Annotated in this window: 14 protein-coding genes; 9 read left to right on the forward strand and 5 right to left on the reverse strand. The window is 53.2% G+C overall.

The features are described from left to right. The first annotated feature begins 190 nt into the window (after positions 1-190). The 6 genes from porU (at position 191) to dapA (ending at position 9327) form a co-directional block, all read left to right on the forward strand. Entirely contained in the window at positions 191-4354 is a 4164-nt protein-coding gene (gene porU / locus Q8902_04140) for a type IX secretion system sortase PorU (GenBank protein ID MDP4198742.1), read from the forward strand. A gap of 54 nt (positions 4355-4408) precedes the next feature. Continuing rightward, the gene (gene porV / locus Q8902_04145; protein ID MDP4198743.1) at positions 4409-5491 is read left to right on the forward strand and encodes a type IX secretion system outer membrane channel protein PorV; all 1083 of its coding nucleotides are present in this window, start codon (positions 4409-4411) and stop codon (positions 5489-5491) included. 53 nt (positions 5492-5544) lie between these two features. Next, positions 5545-6405: a hypothetical protein gene (locus Q8902_04150; protein ID MDP4198744.1), complete on the forward strand. Its 861-nt coding sequence runs from the start codon at positions 5545-5547 to the stop codon at positions 6403-6405. A gap of 142 nt (positions 6406-6547) precedes the next feature. Further along, positions 6548-7612: a TIGR03118 family protein gene (locus Q8902_04155; protein MDP4198745.1), complete on the forward strand. Its 1065-nt coding sequence runs from the start codon at positions 6548-6550 to the stop codon at positions 7610-7612. A 69-nt stretch (positions 7613-7681) separates the two neighbouring features. Then, complete coding sequence (gene dapB / locus Q8902_04160) at positions 7682-8422, forward strand: 4-hydroxy-tetrahydrodipicolinate reductase (protein MDP4198746.1); 741 nt, start codon at positions 7682-7684, stop codon at positions 8420-8422. Between the two features lie 5 nt (positions 8423-8427). Next, complete coding sequence (dapA, locus tag Q8902_04165) at positions 8428-9327, forward strand: 4-hydroxy-tetrahydrodipicolinate synthase (protein MDP4198747.1); 900 nt, start codon at positions 8428-8430, stop codon at positions 9325-9327. 3 nt (positions 9328-9330) lie between these two features. On the opposite strand, the gene Q8902_04170 is transcribed toward dapA, so the two are convergent. The 4 genes from Q8902_04170 to Q8902_04185 form a co-directional block, all read right to left on the reverse strand. Continuing rightward, positions 9331-10302, reverse strand: a complete 972-nt coding sequence (locus Q8902_04170; GenBank protein MDP4198748.1) for a hypothetical protein — start codon at positions 10300-10302, stop codon at positions 9331-9333. A gap of 118 nt (positions 10303-10420) precedes the next feature. Further along, positions 10421-11611: a GlmU family protein gene (locus Q8902_04175; protein ID MDP4198749.1), complete on the reverse strand. Its 1191-nt coding sequence runs from the start codon at positions 11609-11611 to the stop codon at positions 10421-10423. A gap of 58 nt (positions 11612-11669) precedes the next feature. Continuing rightward, positions 11670-11921 carry a 50S ribosomal protein L31 gene (gene rpmE / locus Q8902_04180; GenBank protein MDP4198750.1) on the reverse strand — a complete coding sequence of 84 codons (252 nt, stop codon included), beginning with the start codon at positions 11919-11921 and terminating at the stop codon, positions 11670-11672. A 138-nt stretch (positions 11922-12059) separates the two neighbouring features. Continuing rightward, positions 12060-12821 carry a DUF2520 domain-containing protein gene (locus Q8902_04185; protein MDP4198751.1) on the reverse strand — a complete coding sequence of 254 codons (762 nt, stop codon included), beginning with the start codon at positions 12819-12821 and terminating at the stop codon, positions 12060-12062. A 330-nt stretch (positions 12822-13151) separates the two neighbouring features. Here Q8902_04185 and Q8902_04190 point away from each other — a divergent pair, with 330 nt between their 5' ends. Continuing rightward, entirely contained in the window at positions 13152-15764 is a 2613-nt protein-coding gene (locus tag Q8902_04190; protein ID MDP4198752.1) for a FlgD immunoglobulin-like domain containing protein, read from the forward strand. Between the two features lie 80 nt (positions 15765-15844). Next, positions 15845-16609: a tetratricopeptide repeat protein gene (locus Q8902_04195; protein MDP4198753.1), complete on the forward strand. Its 765-nt coding sequence runs from the start codon at positions 15845-15847 to the stop codon at positions 16607-16609. Positions 16610-16736: 127 nt separating this feature from the next. On the opposite strand, the gene Q8902_04200 is transcribed toward Q8902_04195, so the two are convergent. After that, complete coding sequence (locus Q8902_04200) at positions 16737-17924, reverse strand: OmpA family protein (GenBank protein MDP4198754.1); 1188 nt, start codon at positions 17922-17924, stop codon at positions 16737-16739. A gap of 467 nt (positions 17925-18391) precedes the next feature. Between Q8902_04200 and Q8902_04205 the strand changes: the two genes are divergently transcribed. Further along, the gene (locus tag Q8902_04205) at positions 18392-20245 is read left to right on the forward strand and encodes a choice-of-anchor D domain-containing protein (protein MDP4198755.1); all 1854 of its coding nucleotides are present in this window, start codon (positions 18392-18394) and stop codon (positions 20243-20245) included. Positions 20246-20278: the final 33 nt, after the last annotated feature.

A 20278-nucleotide genomic window follows, 5' to 3' on the forward strand; every position in this document is an offset into this window, starting at 1 on the left:
GTTGGTTAGCGCAGGCTAGCCACAGTACCCTCGTAACGCCACAGCGCATCTAATCAAGGCCTATAGACGATTTCTACGAATTCAGAAACGTACTGAACGGACATCCGTTCTGGTTCAGGGAAAGATCACAGAAGGCTCACCCGCTAACGGGCGGATTCTGGTCTGTATTCGAAACGAGAAATTGTCGGTCATGTCACACCAATTGCATCGTGCTTACCGGTTCAGCCATGTGCTGAAGCGTTTCGCTGTGCTTGCGATTCTTTTCGCGAGCTCGCCGAGCGCATTCGCGCAATCGCCGGTGGCCACAGGTTCGAGCAAGTATTTCGAGCTGCTTTCGGTAACCCCGAGTGAAGTTGTTGTACGCATTGCGCCACAATACCAAACCTATACGGTGGTTGGCACGACAGGCCAAGCGTTCACGGAAGTAACCGTTCGGGGCGGTTCCGCCACCGATTCGGTCGGTGCTCCGGAGCTTATGCGCTTGGAGTTACCGCTGCTGGCTCCCAACCGCAATCCCGCAACGATCGAAGTCCTCGATCAAAAGCTGGACGTCATACCTAATATCGATCTTGCGCCGGTCCCGTCTTACACCAAGTCGGATGGCGATTACCGCGCACAGTATTCGATTATCTCGGAGCGGTATTTCGCACCTCGAGCATTCGAGTTGTTCTCGGCCCAGCCAATCCGGCTCTTTCGCACCGCGTACATGGAGCGCGTTGTCGTAAACCCGATTCAATATGATGCCAACTCGCGGACGCTCACGCGGCTCCGTTCGTTGACATTACGAATTCGCCTTGGTTCTGCTCTGTCGGCAAGCCAATCCGTGACGCCAGTGTCTCGTTCAGAAGCCGAGTTGTACCGAAGCATTTTTGTGAATGGCTCCGAGGCGGAATTGTATCGGGCCGCCGAACATGAATGGACATCAGCCCGTCCACTGGGTCAGACGGGACATAAGGCGCTCGCGGCTTCCGATGGACAATGGCTTCAGGTTGAAACCACCGATGAAGGGATCTATCGCATCTCCGCCCAGGACCTCGCCAATGCCGGCATCACCGGGGCGATCGATACCGGCAGCATCGAGCTATTTGGTGTCGGTGGTGATATGCTCAGCGAGCGCGTCACGAGTTCAACGGGTGAATGGCTGGCATGCCCGTTCGAACTCCACCTCCAAAACGGTCAGTTTCGCGATCTCTACTTTTACGCACCCGGGGTAACGGTTTGGAAGTACAGTGGGGAAGAGCTTAATGTGGATGGGTTGTATCACACGATAAATCCTTATACCTCGACCGGACATTTTCTTCTCAAAGTTGGTGGCAACCGGCTTGGACCAGCATTGAGAGTGCAGCTCGGGCCAGATTCTCTATCCGGGACACCCGAGCCGCGCAATTATGTTTTTTCCGCCATTTCGCACGAGGTCGAGTCACAGCTTGAGAATCTCTATAACTGGGGACGCGAACTCCTTGGCGAGAAAATCACACGCAGTGATGTCGGTCCGCTCCAAATTTCGATCAATCCTCCGGGCTATCTTCCGGATTCTACCACAATCCGTGTTGCCTACGACGCGAATATTTCGACGGCAATCCAGAATGCGGGTTCGGTTGCAGTGACAATAAATGGCCAGCAGGTCGGGACGGTGCCAGCCAGTACAATTCCGCTCGGTGCTGTCCTCGTGCGTAATTGGGACAATGCACAGACTGTTCCACCATCGCTCGGTTCGGGGCCGTTTAACGTTGGATTGACCTTTGCGAGTAGTGATATTTCGGCATGGGCCCGGCTCGATTTTATTGAATTCATGTATCGCCGATCGACGACCGTTGGGTCCGCCGAGATTCCGTTCTTTATCCTGAACACCAAGCAGGCGTTCACCACACAATTTCAAAACGCGGCCGGTGGCGAACTTTGGGATGTGACATCCGGTACCATCCCGCGTGTGTTGGCGACGGCGACCGGCGACGTTCTTGCCGCGGATATGCAGGGTATCTCAGGGAAGATGCGGCGGTTGATTGCATGCTCCCCGCAGTCGATGCTCACTGCGAAGCTGACCAAGACCAGCACTCCCACACTCCGTGAGACGATCGGCCAAACAGGCGCCGAAGAGATCATTCTTGCACCAAACGATCTATTAAGTCAAGCACAGAAGCTCCGGGCGCTTCGCGAGCAGGGCGGTGATGCCACAGAAGCAATGAGTGCGGCAGTCGTCAATATCGAGGATGTCTATCGAGAATTTGGGTACGGCTCCCGCGATCTTACGGCCATTCGAGACTTCATGTCCTACACGCTCCGTCATGGGACTACAAATAAAGTCCACTATTTGCTTCTCTTGGGCGGAGGACATTGCGATTATCAGCAACGGATTGCGAGTATCCCAAACTATATTCCGGTATATGAGGTACTCCCCGCGCAAAATCTAGCATCCTACCGTGAGCAGGCGCCTTCCGATCCTTTTCCGTTTCCGGATGATTCGTACTATGGCCGGCTGGTTGATTCGACTGCGGCGAATGGGCGCATTATAGATGTGGCGGTTGGCCGAGTTTCCGCGCGGACCCCGGATGATGCTGATGCTTTTGTTTCCAAGGCGATCCACTATGAACATAGCAGCGATTCCGGTTCCTGGCGTTCGATAGCTACATTCCTCGCGGATGATCGGATATACGATCAACAGGATTGCGATCCTATCGATCATCTTGGGGATTCGGAAGCGGAGGAGAAGGAATTGCAGGACCGGCTGCTCGTTCGCAAGATTTATGATGTGAGCTATCCAGTCCAGCAGACTTCCAATGGCAGAAAGCAACCAGAAGTCGAGCAAGCGATTATCGCCGCCATGAACCAGGGGAACGTGCTCTTCTCCTTCATTGGGCACGGCAATCCGAATGTCTGGACGCACGAGGGTGTGCTCAATGTTCCATCGACGATTGACAAATTCAATAATTTCGATCGGCTTCCGTATCTCACCACCGCAACCTGCGATTTTAGCGAGTACGACAATTTTGCAGCTCCGGTTGCTGGTGGCGTTCAGTTTCTTCTAAAGCCGGATGGTGGCGCAATCGGTCTGCTCGGAACCTCCCGTTCCGTAACTGGCGGTGACCCTTTGCCGACCGCGTTTTATTCGAGACTGTTCGGTCCGAGCCCCGAGAGTGGCTTCGGTACCTCGAGTGTTGGCGATGCCCTGATCTACGGTAAGTTGATGTGCACGTCAGAAAATCTTCCAATCTATTTTTTGCTGGGCGACCCGGCGCAACGACTGTTGCTGCCAGGGCGGTACGTGAGTTTCGATAGTCTGAACGGGACGTCCCTCACTTCGAATGCAATCCAGCTCCCGGCACTTTCGCAAGCGCGGATCAGTGGCCGGATTTTGCTCGGCGATGGAACCGCCCTGCGGCCCGATGGCACATTCAACGGCACGGTGACGATCACCTTGTATGACGCTCCCACGGAGGAACATGCCACGACTGTGTGTCCTGGAACTGGCCGAATCTGGCCGGACGCCTATTCTGTTGAAGGACCAATTCTCTACCGTGGTGTGGCCACTGTTCGTAATGGACAGTTCTCCGCGACATTCATCGTTCCGAAGGATGTCAAACTGGATTCCTTACCGGCCAAGCTTTCCGGCTATGCCTTTTCGGACGATGGGCGGAGTGCGCTTGGCGATATGCACAATCTTCAACTTGTTGCGCCTACGACCCGTGCCGATGTCGGAGATACGGCTGGTCCGGCTCTCGCCGTGTACATCGGCACTCGGGCCTTCCGAAGTGGAGATGCGGTTTCCAAACATTCCACCGCAATCGTTGACATTAATACACTTCATGGTCTGAATACCTCTACTGCCAGTGTCGGGCACAGTTTTGTCGCCTGGGTGGATGCAGCGCAGGACTCTGCGATCGACATGGCGTCCACCTATGTTTCGAAGCAGGATGATTATAGGTCCGGGACGAGCGTGCACCCAATCGAATTGCCGGCCGGACATCACACGCTGCATGTCCGCGCCTTCGATACGTATGACAATCCGAGCTTTGCATCCGTCGATTTTGTGGCAATGAATGAGGATCCGTACCATCTGTACCAGGTTTCAGTCTGGCCGGATCCATTGTTCGATCATACCACATTCAGTTTTACGCAGCCGGGCCATGCTGGCAGCTTAGTTGAAATTACATTATCGATCTATACCCCGGACGCACGACAAATGAGGACGATCACAATGCAGACTCGAGAGAGTGCAATTGACATCCCGTGGGATGGCCGCGACAATGCCGGGAACACGGTCGCCAATGGCGTGTATGTGTTCTCCATTGCTGCGCGCAATCTCGATGATGGGACCTCCACGGAGGCCACCGGTAAGTGTGTCGTTGCTCGCTAACGAGGTAAACAGTTTTAGAGGAATAAGAGGATGTATTTTAGAAAGCAAACACGGATGAATCGATTACATTGGGGATTGGCGCTATTGGCCGCCTCGCTCGCACTGCCAGTTGTCAGCGCGGCTCAGACTACCTCCACCGCAGTGCCATTTATGCTTATCGCGCCCGATGCCCGCGCCAGCGGAATGGGTGATGTCGGCACAGGGACGCCGGAAGATGTCGGAGCCATTTACTGGAATCCAGCGGGTCTGGCATTCCAGACGGGCAAATCCGTTTCCATGACCCACTCGCAATGGTTGCCACAGTTCAACCAGAGCGATCTCTTCTACGATTATCTGAACTTTAAGTGGAATGACTCGGAGAAATTTGGTGGGACGATCGGCGCAAGCATCGTCTTTCTCAATCTCGGTGAGTTCATCTATACAACCGAGAACTCGCCCGACCCGCAAGGGACGTTCCACTCGTTCGAATATGCGGTCACGGTCGCGTATGCCACAAAACTCTCCGAGGACTGGAGCTTCGGCGGTTCGCTCCGATACATCCAGTCTACGCTCTCGACCTTACATGTGGCAAACGAACGGACCGGTGGAGTTGGCCGATCGGTATCCTTCGACCTTTCTGCGCTCTGGAAACCCGATTCGACCTATGTGGATGGTATCGGAAATGCGCTTGAAGTGGGATTCAATCTGGCGGACATTGGCCCGAAGATCCGTTACGTCGATGCGTTGCAGGCTGATCCGCTGCCAACAGAATTGCGCGTCGGCGCCTCATATAAACTTTATAAGGACGAATACAACGAATTGACGATTGCTTCCGATGTGGCCAAGCTGTTGGTGCATCGCGATCCGACCAGCCAGTTCTCCGATCCATTACCGAAATCCTTTATTACGGCATGGGATGATAGCACATCGCACTCGTTCATGTGGTCCAACGGCATCGAATACTGGTACGATCAGTTGGTTGCTCTCCGTGCCGGGTATTATGATGAAGGATCACATGTCGGTGGGCGGAATTATCTGACATTCGGCGCCGGTCTTCGCTATGATGCGTATCAGTTCGATTTCAGCTATATCGATACGTTCAATCAAGATCATCCGCTAGCGAATACCCTGCGTTTTACGCTCGGGATTAAGTGGTAGATCGGTTCAATAACCCTCGCCAACTTAAGGCGAGGGTTGGCCGTAACCCTACAATGTTCTCAGCGCGCCGGCTTGCTTGCCTCTCGGTCTTCCTCTTCGTGGGTTGTTCTGGGCTGGCATTCGCTCAGCCAGTTTCGCGGACTGTCATGGCGAGTTATGCGCTCAACAGTGTCCAGCGAGTGCCACGCCCGGTTACGGTCCCAATGTTTGTAGCAGCGAAGGCGTATGATGGGTCTCATAAGAGTCCATTCCTCGCCGCTGGTTTGTCCTTCCTAATACCGGGTCTCGGAGAGTATTACTGTGGCGAACAGATCTGGCGCGGTCTTATCTTTACCGGCCTTGAAGTTGGTTTGTGGGTTGAATATGCTCACTTCATCAATGAATTCAATGACTCTACGACAGCCTTCCGTTCATATTCGGATGCACATTGGAGCAAAGGACGGTATGCCAGCTCATTGGACACACAGTTGGTACTGTACCAACTCAAACCAATTGCTGACTCGACCGATTGCGCGAGCATCAATCGCGCCGAGGCGCAACTCGATAGTCTTGGTAATCTTTCCGTGAATCCTGTTTCCAGCCTGAACGATATGGGACATCGCCTCGCGTGCAGCGACATTCAGCAATACTACGAAATGATTTCGAAATACAGGCAGTATCTTCCCGGCTGGGATGCTGTATCGAGTTGGAATGAAGCTGCTGCCAAGAGTGGTCGCATGAACGATACGTATGGCTTGGCCCAGACCATGGTCTGGGGAGTTATCATCAATCATGTCCTTTCAGCCGTGGATGCCGCATTGCTTGCGAGCGATCACAACTCGAAGCTTCGGCTCCATGGCGATCTACTACTCAAATCCAATCCTAATGGCTCACTTGGTTATGTCCCAACAGCGAATGTATCTCTGACCTTCTGATTCGCATCCTGATCCTACGGTCGAGCATAATACGGCAGAGCCTGTCTTTTTCGGCGCGTCTATTGTGTCTGACTCTGTGTCGAGCAGAGCGCAGTGTTTCGCTTTGCCCTAAAATCTCACATTGAACAGGAGAATCCACACTATGCTACCACAATCCTACAAACAATATCTACCAGCGTCCGTGGCGTTGCTCATGGCAGCGTTTTTTTTCTCATCGTGTAAGAGTGACACCACAAGCACAACCGATCCACTCGCTTATCAGGCGACCGTTCTTGTCTCGGATACAGCCGGGTTTGGAGCGGCAAGGACAGACCCCAATCTCCTGAATGCCTGGGGCATTGCGGTTCTGGGCGATGGGTCCTTCGTGGTTGCTGCGAACCATGATAGCTCCGCGCTACGGTATGATCGAACAGGTCAATCAGTGGGCGATGCGATTGCAATTCCAGCGCCAGATCATGCAACGGGTGGTTCTCCGAGCGGGGCGATCGTCAATACAACGAGTGACTTCAATGGCGCGAAGGTTATCTTTGCAACCGAAGATGGTATTCTCGCAACCTGGAGTGGCGGCAGCAGCGCAACGAAGGTCACCACTCCTGGAGACTCGACGTCATTCAAGGGTCTTGCGATTGCAAGTGTGGGGACGGTCAATTACGTTTATGCCACAGATTTTATGGAAGACAAAGTTATTGTCTTCGATAAGAATTTCCAGCCGGTTGGGATTACGCTCTCCGATCCAGCGATTCCATCCGGTATTTCCGGTTATGGACCCTTTGGCATTGCCAATATTGGCGGAATGCTCTATGTCACATATGCTCATCACAAACCGTTTCCAGATAATGGAGATGATTTGGCGGGTGCAGGCAATGGTTACGTAGATGTGTTCAATCCAAACGGCACGCTTGTTAAACGCTTCGCGACTCAAGGTACCCTTAATTCGCCTTGGGCGGTGACAATGGCAGGCTCTGGATTTGGCTCGTTCAAGAATGCAATCCTGATTGGAAATTTCGGTGATGGTGCTATCAATGCGTTCGATCAAAATGGCAGTTTTCTGGGGCAGATTACGGACAAGAATGGGACTCCTATTCTCATCAAAGGACTCTGGGGCCTTTCGTTCAACTTGAATGCGGGCGATCCAAACTTTCTTTATTTTGCCAGCGGCCCGGACGAGGAGAGCCACGGAACATTTGGTTACATTCAGTTGAAGTGAGTCGTGTAACATAACTCCTTGACATGGCATTAATACGGCGAGGGATTTCCTTGCCGTATTTTTGCATCTATGAGAATCGCACTCCTCGGGTTTGGTAAAATGGGCCACGAAGTGGAAGCCGCCGCCACTGCGGCCGGCCACGAAATCGTTGCACGGTTCGATATCGATCGTCCGATCTCTGTGGACGCAATGCGCAAATCAGGGGCTCAAGTCGCGATCGACTTCAGTCAGCCAGATGCCGTGGAACATAATGCCAAGCTCGTCGGAGAGGCCCATGTATCCCTGGTCATCGGAACCACGGGTTGGGAAGGCTCCCGCGAAGTGGTTCAGGGCTATATTGAGAATGCGGGGATCGGGTGTATCACAGGATCCAATTTCTCAATCGGCGTGAATCTGTTCTTGGAAATCGTAAGGAATGCATCAACGCTTCTCGATGAAGCTGGCTATGACGCATATATCTTCGAGGCCCATCATCGTGCCAAGAAGGATTTTCCGAGTGGGACAGCGCTTCGGCTCAGCGAAGCAGTGCTTGCTGGAATGAAATCGAAATCTCGGGCTGTCTCGGAGTTGCCCATTGGGAATGCAATTGCGAAAGACCTTTTGCAAATCAGCTCCCTACGTGCTGGAGCGATTCCGGGTACCCATACCGTTGGCTTCGAGTCGACGGACGATTCGATCGAACTAACGCACCGAGCCAGAAGCCGTCGTGGTTTTGCCTCCGGGGCGATCAGGGCGGCGGAGTGGATCGTCTCGAGAAAGGGATTCTATCGATTCGAAGAGCACGTCGCAGATATTCTTGAAGGTAAATAATTGCTATGCACAACTTACTACGCGGGACAGGTACAGCCGTTGTCACACCTTTCGCGGCGGATGGCTCCGTCGATTTTGCCGCATTTCGTCGGCTAATCGACCATCAATTAGAGGGCGGGGTGGAAATGCTCGTCCCGCTTGGTTCGACAGGGGAAAATCCAACGATTTCCCGTTCGGAACGGACTGAGATCTTTCGTTGGATGATCGAGTATGTCAATCATCGCGCCCTGATTATTGCCGGCACCGGCACAAACGACACTCGCACATCGATCGAATATACCGAAGAAGCTCTTTCGTTGGGTGCCGACGCCGTTCTCGTGGTTACTCCATATTATAACAAGCCAACACCGAACGGTCTGTTCTCGCATTTCAATGCTGTTGCCGATGTCGGGTTGCCGGTCCTGATGTATAATGTTCCTGGTCGTACTGGGCTGAACATGAATGCAGAAACGACGCTTCGCTGTGCTGAGATCGAGAACGTCGTAGGTATCAAAGAGGCGAGCGCCGATCTCGGGCAGTGTATGGAGATCATCCGCAATGCTCCGGCTGGGTTCAACCTGCTTTCTGGTGAAGATAATCTTACTGTGCCACTCATTGCACTTGGTGCAAAGGGTGTCGTCAGCGTGGCATCGAACGAGGTCCCAGCGGAATTTTCCCGCATGGTCCGTTTTGCTCTCGATGGCAAGTTCAGTGAGGCCCGCGCAATCCATTACGAGTTGCTCGAACTGATGAAGATCAACTTCATCGAATCGAATCCTGGCCCTGTCAAAGCCGCGTTGGCAATGATGGGTATTATTCAGGACCAACTCCGGCTCCCCCTCGTGCCTGTCAAGCCGGAGAGCCGGAAGAAGATCAAGGAAGTCCTCGAACAGATCGATGCCGTGCTCGTCGAACAAGAACTCTAAGATCTATCTCCAGGAGATATTGCCTTGCGGATTGAGCGTCCCGGTCGTGCTGTTCGTGTTGTCCTTAACGTAGACCGACGAATTATCCTGTGATACGATCACAGGCGTTGTTGGATTGGATGAAACGATTGCCAGCGAATTACCTCCTGTCAATCCGATGTCGCCATCTGTCACGCACGCGATGGAACTTCCATCCGGTGACCAGGTGGAATAAGTCTCCTGATTCGATCCGGTTGTGATCTGTTTCAGTCCGGTGCCGTCCATGTTGATCGTCCAAATATGACTGTTCATCGCGAAGGCGATCCGCTTGCCATCCGGGCTGACTGCGGGATATTGGGGTGCGGTCAATCCTGTTCCGATCTGAGTGGCGGATGTAAAGGAGGAGTTCAGTTTAAAAAGACCTCCGCCATGATAGGTCGTGCTTTGCGTGCCGATTGGCGTAAGCGTAGCGGAGAGGATTAGGCTTCCATCTGGAGTCCAGGCTGCATCCCAGTAATCCTCCATAATCAAGGGCTGGCTGCCATCCGTCGGGAAAAGAATCGTCCCAAACTTTGTACCGAACTTCTGAGCGACATCGCTCCAATAATTAAACGTGATGTACTTCCCGTCGGGAGACATTTTCGGGTGAAGATAAACGTAGGAATTCCATTCACCAAGATCAACCAAGGTTGTTGCGCCAGTTCCGTCAATGCTGGATGAAACGATTTGCTCGAATTGATCGGCGGTATAAGAGCCAAGGACGGAATAGAGTACCTTCCCATTGCCGATGAACGAAGGATCGTCACCATGGAACAGTACAGAGCTCCTATTGCTGCCAAGTGTGGTCGTTGCGACCTCATCGATGGCTTCGCCAAACACGAATGTACCAGATGCCCCGCCAGTGTTTGTGGCGGCAGGCCCAGTGCTGCTCTTGCAGCCAATCTGAAAGCACAAAAGGAACGCGAACGCAGCGTAAGCAAGATTTTCTCGAATCATATTGTCCTCCAAAGGTAAGTTAGAACAGATGACCCAAAAGGTCGACTAATGCAAATATAATACAAATCCAAATATGGAGGTGGTCTCTTTCCTTTTGGAGGCCACAATGCAGTCAAGCTCAAATGTCAATCTGCTGCCGACTAATAAAAATCTGGCGCAGCATCGCTTCATCCTCTGCAGTCATTATAATCTCCCTTCGTGCCATTACGGCCTTCGCTACTTCGATTGCCTTCTCATAGCGATACGACGTCACCTCACTCGCGCCACCCCAGGAGAAACTCGGAATCCATTTGGGCGGAAATCCAGAGCCAAAGATATTGCAGCTTACACCGATCGCCGTGCCAGTATTGAACTGGGTGCCAATGGCACTCTTGGAATGATCTCCCATCAACAGTCCGACGAAGAGCGAACCGGTGTCGAAGGACTCGCCTTCAATCGTGACGCGAACAGGGGAATAGTCGTTCTTCAGATCACTTGTGTTGGTCCCGGCACCGAGATTTACCCATTCGCCTAAGAAGCTGTGACCGAGATAGCCATCGTGTTGCTTGTTGGAGTATCCTTGAATGATGGAGTTCTCTATCTCGCCGCCAACTTTCGAAACTGGCCCGATCGTCGTCCCGCCATAAATTTTTGACCCGATCTTGACGATGGAATTTCTGCCAATATACACTGGCCCGATGATCGTGGAGTGTGGCATGATGTGGGCGCCTTCTTCAATCATGATCGGCCCATCCGTGCAATCGAGCACGACGTCGGCGCCTATCGTTGCCCTCGGATGAAGATATAATTGATCGAAGTTCCGTGTTGCAACATCTTGAAGGGAGTTAGCATCAACACGCCGTCGCCATCCGGACTTCAAAAACTTCGAATCGCGGACAAGTGCGACGGAATTTTGGAGAACCAGCTCCCAGATTGAGCCAATCGTAAATGCATTGGGCGCACCCGTGTATGGGTCAAACGGTTCGCCCGCGAGTAATGCCTGGGTTAGTTCGGACGTTAAGTTCGCACGCAGGTAGGATTCCCCGACCGCATCAGCACAGACCGCCGCGCGAGCATTGACAAGTAATGACTCGCCCTTCGGCACTTCATTGACGGGCAGGCCATAGCGCTTGCGGAGAACATCCGCAAGTTCTTTCCGGCAGTGGAGATAGATGGCGGCCTCGGGATAGAGCCTTCTCATTCGCTCGATGCCGGTCATTGCGCCAGACCGGAGTTCGGCGACCGAACGGGTATAGGTCAGCGGCAGGAACCGCTTGGAGCGGGCCAGCTCGTCCTCGTAAATGAGAATGTTCTGAAATGGTAGTGGCACGCCTCAATGGGGCGGGGTCATCGCGATCGGTGATACCCCGCCACTACGCGAAATCGGATCAGGCAGGAGTCGTCGCTGCCTGCTTTTCTTTGCGTTCTGCGATTTGCTTCGCGAACTTCTTTTGGAAGCGCTCGACTCGTCCGGCAGTATCGACTAACTTTTGCTTGCCGGTAAAGAACGGATGGCAATTCGCGCATATTTCAAGACGCAACGTGTCGGTTGCGGCAGTCGAGCGCGTTTCGAATTCGTTGCCGCAGCCTGCGCAGTGGACCGTGACAGTATGGTAGTTCGGGTGGATTTCTTTTTTCATATCGTTTCCTTTGGCGCGGACGGATGTTGCCGTACGCCTGATTTTTGATGGCCGGGGTTAACAGACCCGCTTTTGGTTAACGTTCCGGGGTTCCCGGGGTGGTTAGCTTTGCTTCATTTTACAGCTTCAGATACAGCTTCAGACTCGTGGTTCCGGTGCGAAGTCCAGGAAAGCATCGTATATCTTCCGCAGCTTCAAATCACACCTCCGAAGCGCCGCTTGATGCTTTCGGATCGTCTCGAAATCACCGCGTCGCATTGGCCCGGTCAGGGCATCGGCGGCGGGCGTTGTCAGCACATTCGAGAGCGATTCTTCCATGAGCGGGCGAAGCGCAGCTTTCATCAAAGTCGGATCTTGTCCAAGCGAAGTGGCTATTCCTTCGATCGCACCGCCAATGAGCGTGATAAAATTCGCAGCGAAGACTGTCATCGCATGATAGAGAGGCAGTGACTCTTCCGGCAACTCGATTACGCCTTTGCCCCCCAGAGCCGCAACAAACTTTCGTGCCCAGTGAATCGCCTGTTCGTCATCGGACGATGCCATCCAGTAGATTCCCTCAAGCAGAGAATCGTCCGGTTTCGGAAAGGTCTGCATCGGATGCAGAACGAGGCGGAATACACCTTCTTGTTTGGGCAGCACGGTGGCCGGAAGCGAACCTGCTACGTGAAGGATAATTTGGAGATTTGACTCTTCGGGTTTTCCGCTATGCACGGCCTTCTGGGCAACCTCCGCGATTTTGTCATCGCGGGAAGCAATGATGATCACCTCGGCATCCAATCGAGGATATTTCTCCGATCGCGCCGCGTGAATTCCCGTCAATGTATACTTATTGGATGCGCGAATCGCTTTCGCCAGCGATTGGCCCACTTTGCTTTTCCCTATGATCGCGATGCTTTTCAAATTCTAATTGACAACTCCTTAGTGTTGCGCGTACGTTTGTGCTTCATGAACAATGGCGAATCCATTCCATACATGCCACTGATCAGTGAAGGGGCCATATGGTGGGAGATAATCGTTCTGATATATTGAACTGCAATTTAATGAACGTCATGGTTTCTGCTCGAAATATTAATAGGCGGAACAGTGCCCCTCACTGTGGCAACAAAATAGAATGAAAAATAGTAACTGACCACCTTCCTGTCTTCCAAAGGGTGGGCTGGAACATTGAAATAGAAGCGGAAAGGCCCCTTGAGCACTGTAACCTTTTTGACATTCGTTGGTCTTCATGGTATGCAAATTTATCTTCGATGGATTGAGCGGGCGACGAGTGCCATGCTTGTCGTTTTGTTGCTATCCTCCGGCAGCCAGTTGTGTGCCCAACCCCAGCCACTCGTGGCGCATCTGCTTTCACCGCCAAGAAACTTTGAGATCCGGCTTGGCGATTCGCTCCAAGCAATCGTCCGAATCACTAACACGGATAACGTCGCACACTCTGCGATCAGAGTCGAGTACCGCATTCGCAATGTTGTGACACTCATTCCGGTATACGACGACACGGTCAGCATGCCGAGCCTTGCCGCCGGTGGCAGCATCGATCTGAAGTTCCCACCCTATCCGACCAACCCCAACATTCTCAGCGAACTTGGCACGTTCGATGGATGCGCAATCATCGCAGGCGACACAACTTGCGCTCGGCTCTTTGGTGTCCGCCGGACCGCGCAGCCGTTTCGCGATCCATCGGGTAATTACAGTCATACTTCGAACGGCGATATTCCGGACCAAACGCTGTGGGTATCGGTCGGCGCGACAGTCGTCGATGGCGAGGACTCGACTTGGGATCCACCGCCTCCACGCGATTTGAACGGTGGTGGATATGGGCCGGACAAAATGCACTCGCCAGTTATCCGGCTCGACCGAAAGGACCTCGCCGGTAATTCTTATGCTGGCGCAAATGTGGGCGATACACTGACCAGTTTCCCCATAAACTTGTATGGCCAAACTCGACTGAACCTGAGCTTCGATTATGCTCGCGGAAGCCGCACCCATTTTCCGTTCAATTGGGATCGGAATGTGCTTCAGGGACCGGAATCGACGATGCTGGATCAATCCGGCAGAGTCATTCGTGCCGGCGACTCATTGGTACTCGAGTTTAAGAAGCCGACCGAACCTGCTACAAACCCATCTCCGAACGGCTGGGATCGCATAGCAGCGATTGATGGAGGGCATGATTTCGAGTTCAAGCCTTTTATTGCGCGCGGAACGTCGAATCAGTGGATTGTCACACTGAATGGAATAACGGATACAATTTCAAACACTTCGAATTATCTCGATACAAACTTTCGATTCCGATTACGACTAAAAGCAAAGAATGACGGGTCGATTAGTCCGCCACCTGCCGATGATGCCGATCCGTGGTACATCGACAACCCTACGGTGATTGTCCCACGTATGCCTGAAGTAGAGGTGCTGTGGGTTCGTGTGGTGAATTCTTACTCGAAGGTGCCATCGTCGCAGGCAATGTTCCCGGTCTATATGAATGTCCTTTCTTATGGCGCTTCATATGATGTTCCGTATCGCGTTTCTATTCTTGATCCCTTGGGAGACACCGTCTATTCGCAACGCGTTATTCTTGCGGGATTGGAAGGCGGAGTCGACACAGTGCTGCGGTTTCCCGATTGGGATGCCACTGAAATGCAAGGAAACAAGATATATACGGTCTCGGCGGCTATCGATGAGGTGGGATATGATGACTATTCGCAAGATAACCAGACCTCCTCGAAGTTCTTCCTGAACGTCGACACTGGCAGTCAGGCCATTCAGGAATTTGCATTCGATGATGCCGGCATTACGCCAGCGCGGGGAGCCGGAAACGACATACCCATACTCATGGGGTGGACCAACGGTGGAATTGGCTTCAAAAACATTAGCGGCAGCCTGGCGATGAAGTTTCAACTCACACGGGAGGATATGCTCTACGGCGTTCGGCTGTATTTTAGCGATTGGAGTAATGATGCGATTGGAATTCGAATCTCAGTTCTTACGGATGATCCAAATGCCAGTATGCCGGGCGACACGGTGGTGCTTCCAGGAATTCGGAGCACGTTTACTGACGTGATCAAAGGGGGATACTTCGATGAATTCTGGCCCTACTATTTCCCTAAGCCGATGGTGCTTCCTCCGGGAACATACTGGCTCTCGGTGAGTCAACTCGGCGCAACCAACATGAATCTTGGCGGCGATTTTTCTCGTGGTGGCGGCGAGTTTGTGAGTACGAGCAACGTGCTGCCTCGCATTCGATCGATGTACGCAGCATCATCCCAAGACTCTCAATCGTATGGGACGCAATGGGGAAGCGGGCCGTCGGACAACAACGGCGATGTCAGCCGATCGTTCGCAATTGAAACTCCTGCCGGCAGCGGGCTCTGGATGCCTCTGATGCCTGACACGGGTGCGTGGCCTGCAATGACATCGAGCAGTGCTCTCCAACCGGAGTTAACGTTGAATCTTGGCTCTGCGCCGCTCATCAGTGTGGGCACGTACTTGCCGATGATCCGGCCCATGTTTGGTAACTATGTGCCGCCGCCGCGCGGAGTTGCGTCTGGCACATCGCCATCTTCAACTTTTGGACTCACGGCCAATTATCCGAATCCCTTCGATCCATCTGCGAGTCCGATGACTATTGAGTTCATGGTGCCGCTGCATGCGCCAACATTTCTGATCATCCGCAATCTCATGGGGCAAACAATACGTACATTGCTAAGCTCGTCAGTATCGCCGGGTGTGCACTCGCTGTTGTGGGATGGCAGAGATGAGCATGGCACGCGCGTGCCAGCGGGCACGTATTTCATTTCTCTTGCCTCATCCGGAGAGCATTCGATTTCAAAAGTGATTGTGACGGAGTGATGCAAGTGCATTGAGAATTCTTCCTCTATCAGCCCGTGTTGGCAACGGAGGGAAGATCACCGTCACGATTTGTTTGGGCATTGGTCGAAGAACTCATCCGTCGATCGCAGGAATTTCTGAAGAAGGACATCGAGCGATTTCGAGCGATGAACTACGAGGCGCTCGCTCAAGCGCGTCAGCTTTCAGAGCGCGAATGCGAGGCCGATGCATTGCGCAACATCGCGATCGGTGAACGCTATGTCCGCAATTTCGATCTTGCTCGATACTACGCATTGATGGCGCTCAACATCGAACGCGAGTTGGGACGCAGCGGCGCCGAAGCAGAAACACTGTGTGTTCTCGGTCGCATCTCGCGCGAGTCCGGAGATTCTGCACATGCAGAGAGCTACTTCCTTAAGGCCATGGAAATACTCGATCGCGCGGGCGAAAGCCGGGGCAGGACCATGGCGCTCACATCGCTCGGAGGTTTGGCGTTCGATTCCGGCAGAATCGATGAGGCACTCGTCTTTCTCCAACATGCAAAGGCGCTCTATGAAGCGGAAGAGAACGAGGAGGGCATCGCGGGTCTCAGGATTAACTACTCGTTGATTTATCTTGAGCAGGGCGATCACGATCGGGCGATCACCGAGGCGATAGCGGCATATCGCACATTCCAAAGATTGGATCAGCCTCGGAATATCGTCTTTTCCGAGGCGAACCTTGGAAAGATCATGGCGCGTACTGGCAATGCAAAGGCAGCGCGCGAATATTATGAGGCAGCATTGCTCCGCGCCTCGGAAGTACACATGGATAGTCTCCAGTTGGAGATCGAGAATGAATTGGCTGCGCTCCCTCGGGTTCTTTGAGATCGACAGGGACCACTGCCAGCGCCCCTCCAGGTCTATGGGCAAATGTAAATGAACCATTGGCGGAGTTTGATCTCCGCCAATGGCTCTCGGTTAGACAGTCAGGCCTCGTGTTGGTCCCAGTGCCTTACCTACTGGGTTGCGCGCCTGCTGCTCCCGAACACGGTTCGATGACCTTCACGGCGATGCGCCGGTTGAGCGTTCGCGCGGCCTCGAGTTGTTCCGCCGTAAGATTTGGTTGTTCCGGCACCGCGCTGTTCGTTTCGCCGAAGCCGACAGTGCGGACGATCTTGCTGGGATCGACTCCCTGTTCCACTAACCAGATCCGGAGGCGTTCAGCACGCTGTTCGGAAAGAGTCTGATTATGTTCAGCTGGGCCCTCCTGACTGGCAAAGCCCTGAATCTCAACTTTGAGTTCTGGGCACTGATTCACCAGTTGCTTGATCTGATGGAGATTGCTGATGTTATTCGGCACCGCCATGTTGAAGTGATCGGTGTTCACGGTGAATAACGTACCCGGAAAGTTGAAGATTGTGCCGACCTTTGGGTTGATGCAATACACCGAATCCATTTGATCCCTGACATAGACGGTATCGCTGTGAAGCACGGTTCTCTCGATGACGTCATGCGTGACGACAGCCATTGGGGTCGGTGCTACTGCCGGAGTGAAGATGTAGTAGCTGAACCCAAGTCCCATTGTTACGAAGACATCCTGCCGACTGTTGTTCGGGTCGGAGTAATCATCGAGCCAATCGGTTCCGGTCAGATGCAAGAGTCCCTTTCCATTGAACGTAATGTTAGGGGCGAGGTACATTTCAAACCCCACACCGCCCGCGCCACCAATAACGTTCTTGCTATAAACGCCGGCAGCATTGTTCCGTAACGGAGCATCATTTGCGTCCTTGGGTTCGAAGTTCAACGCCTCGATTCCTGCAATGACGTACGGAACGAACGTCTGTTCGGGGAATACATTGTATGAGCCCATCAGCTCCCAGCCACCAACGCGAGTGTGGTTCAGCGAACCGATCGCCCCACCGCCGCTATTGAGGATGCTTGCTGCCGTCGCCTTGTAGCGCAGCAACCCGCCATTATAGGCAGCATGCAGGGAGAGCCAATCCATAATATTCCATCGAATAAAGGCTTCGCCCTGGAATGCGAACTGATTGTCGGTGTAATTGCCATAATACTTATTGCCTCCGCCATCGACGCCGAAGGCGATTTGGCCGGCTTTGCTTTGAGCTTGCGCGCTCGAGCCCATCAGCCCGAGAACACCCACGACGAGCAGAGCCATGCCCCATTTCACTAGGTGTTTCATGATCGTAGTTTTTAATTGGTCCGCACCGCATGGAATTACGCGGGCGAAGAACCATCCGCTGAGCCCGAACTCGCGATGAAGGCGTCTTGAAAGTGGAAGGGCCGGGGGTGAGAGTCCCCGTCGGTTCTGCTTGGAGAGCGTGAGCGTGAGAGTCAGCTCGGGTGGATGTCCTCAATGCGCAATCAGATCGAACCGTATGCCAAGCTCAATTCCATGAATTTTCGCGCACCAGCTCAGCACAAAGCGTCAAGATTGTTGGCGATTAGAGGAAATCATTTATGCTTTCCGATTCCGGGTTTTCGGAGTGCGAGACCCGATAAGAGAGGACCTTAATAATGAACGAGAGACCGCGTGTGAACGCCATTCATGCGGGTTCTGACCTCCCGGACGCGATGTGCTCGGATTCTGTGACTTTCCTCGATGGTTTGGGGTTACTTATCTATCCACACTAATCCCAAATACTGATTATGAGACCGATGTTCGCTGTGCTCATTTTGTTTGCCATTGCCAATGTTTCTGGCGCCCAGACGCTTGGCACCTGTCACATCTTTCCATCGAATAATCCATGGAACGAGCGGATTGACACGTTGCCGGTTCATCCACGCTCGGCGCAGTTCATTGCAAGCGTTGGCGGGACGATCCACGTGCATCCTGATTTCGGAAGCAATGCTCTCTATGGCATTCCCTGGGTTGCTGTGAACAACTCACAGCCCCCCGTGAAAGTTACGATTACCTCAGGCTGGGGTCAAGAGGATCCCGGGCCGATGCCGATCCCCGCGAACGCTCCGGTCGAGAATCCGCCACCACCGAATGGGGACGCACACGTGCTCGTTGTTGATACCAGCGATCATCATCTGTATGAGTTGTATCAAGGGATCAAAGACAACTCTGGTACAGGCTGGACTGCCACGACCAGCGCAAAGTTCGCGCTTGACTCGAACAATTTCCGTCCGGATGGCTGGACTTCCTGTGATGCGGCGGGACTCCCGATCTGGCCGGGACTTGTTCGTCAGTATGAATGCAAAGCGGGCGAGATCAAGCACGCCTTGCGTTTTACAATCCCACATTCCTCACGTGGATATATTTTTCCAGCCCGGCACTTCGCGAGTTCCAATACCGACACCACAAGCGTCATGCCCATGGGGCTTCGCTTGCGCTTGAAGGCCTCCTACGATGACTCTCGTGATACTGGAAATGCCAAAGTTATTGTTACCGCGCTCAAACGCTACGGTATTATCCTCGCTGATAATGGATCGAGCTGGTACATCTCCGGCGAAACGAACACCGGATGGGACGATAACGACATCAGCCAGCTCCGCGCGATTACCGGCAACGATTTTGAAGTTGTTTATACCGGACCCATTGCTGTTGATTCCGGTCAATTCCCGACGCCGGTCATACCGATACCAGGTAGTGTCACTGGTCTCACAGCGCCAGCTTTCGCGTATGACACGGTGCTGGCTGGGACATCGAACGCATTTCCGGTCGTGCTGCACAACTCTGGCGTGGCGACGGTCAACATGAATCTGATAAAAGTTAAGTCGGGCCTTGCATTTGCGATGACATCGACTCCGCCCACTTCGATTGCGCCGAATGCCAGCGCCATTGTGATGATCCGATTTAGTCCAACAATTTCGGGTCAAATCGTCGATACACTGACAATTAAGAGTGACGATGCGACCAATCCCGCTATCAAAGTACCGCTGATGGGTTTTGGATCATCTGGCGTGTTTCATGTCAGCACGAGTCCGTTCAGATTTGGCCGGGTAGCACTTGGCCAGCCGGACACGATGCTGTTCAGTTTCGGCAACACCGGCACCGGCAGACTCAGCGTGGATGTCTCGAACACAAATGGCACCAACCCTGACTTTACGATCCTAACGGTCCAGCCGCCAGTTCCACCGCCGTTCTTATTGCAGCCGGGAGATTCGATTCAAGCTGTGGTTCAATTCATTCCGTCGAAGGCTGGCTTCGACACCACGTCGTTTATGCTTTCCATTTCGGATTACGTCGGCGAGAGCCATGACACGACAGTGTCTATTATAGGGGAGGGCATCGTAAGTACTTCAGTGGCCGCTCCATTGCCGCTGCTTGGCATTCGGATATATCCGAATCCGACACAAGGGATCCTCCGGATCACGAGTGATGCGGTTGGGACTGCGAGCGTCGATGTTACCGATGCGCTTGGCCGCAGCGTCTATCGCGGACGTCTCAGCGCGTCCGGCACGCTCGATCTCAGCAGTCTGCCCAATGGCTCCTACTTCGTGCATTTGAAAACACCGGGCGGCCAGGCAAGCCAGCACATAGAACTGCTCCGCTGATCTAGAAGAGGCGAGCTGGGCGTGTCCCAAGGT

The organism is Bacteroidota bacterium (assembly GCA_030706745.1).
GTDB lineage: Bacteria > Bacteroidota > Ignavibacteria > Palsa-1295 > Palsa-1295 > PALSA-1295.

Excerpts from the sequence above, each read along its gene's own strand:
- porU (MDP4198742.1), top strand. The coding sequence starts at position 191 with ATGTCACACCAATTGCATCGTGCTTACCGGTTCAGCCATGTGCTGAAG.
- porV (MDP4198743.1), top strand. The coding sequence starts at position 4,409 with ATGAATCGATTACATTGGGGATTGGCGCTATTGGCCGCCTCGCTCGCA.
- Q8902_04150 (MDP4198744.1), top strand. The coding sequence starts at position 5,545 with ATGTTCTCAGCGCGCCGGCTTGCTTGCCTCTCGGTCTTCCTCTTCGTG.
- Q8902_04155 (MDP4198745.1), top strand. The coding sequence starts at position 6,548 with ATGCTACCACAATCCTACAAACAATATCTACCAGCGTCCGTGGCGTTG.
- dapB (MDP4198746.1), top strand. The coding sequence starts at position 7,682 with ATGAGAATCGCACTCCTCGGGTTTGGTAAAATGGGCCACGAAGTGGAA.
- dapA (MDP4198747.1), top strand. The coding sequence starts at position 8,428 with ATGCACAACTTACTACGCGGGACAGGTACAGCCGTTGTCACACCTTTC.
- Q8902_04170 (MDP4198748.1), bottom strand. The coding sequence starts at position 10,302 with ATGATTCGAGAAAATCTTGCTTACGCTGCGTTCGCGTTCCTTTTGTGC.
- rpmE (MDP4198750.1), bottom strand. The coding sequence starts at position 11,921 with ATGAAAAAAGAAATCCACCCGAACTACCATACTGTCACGGTCCACTGC.
- Q8902_04190 (MDP4198752.1), top strand. The coding sequence starts at position 13,152 with ATGCAAATTTATCTTCGATGGATTGAGCGGGCGACGAGTGCCATGCTT.
- Q8902_04200 (MDP4198754.1), bottom strand. The coding sequence starts at position 17,924 with ATGAAACACCTAGTGAAATGGGGCATGGCTCTGCTCGTCGTGGGTGTT.
- Q8902_04205 (MDP4198755.1), top strand. The coding sequence starts at position 18,392 with ATGAGACCGATGTTCGCTGTGCTCATTTTGTTTGCCATTGCCAATGTT.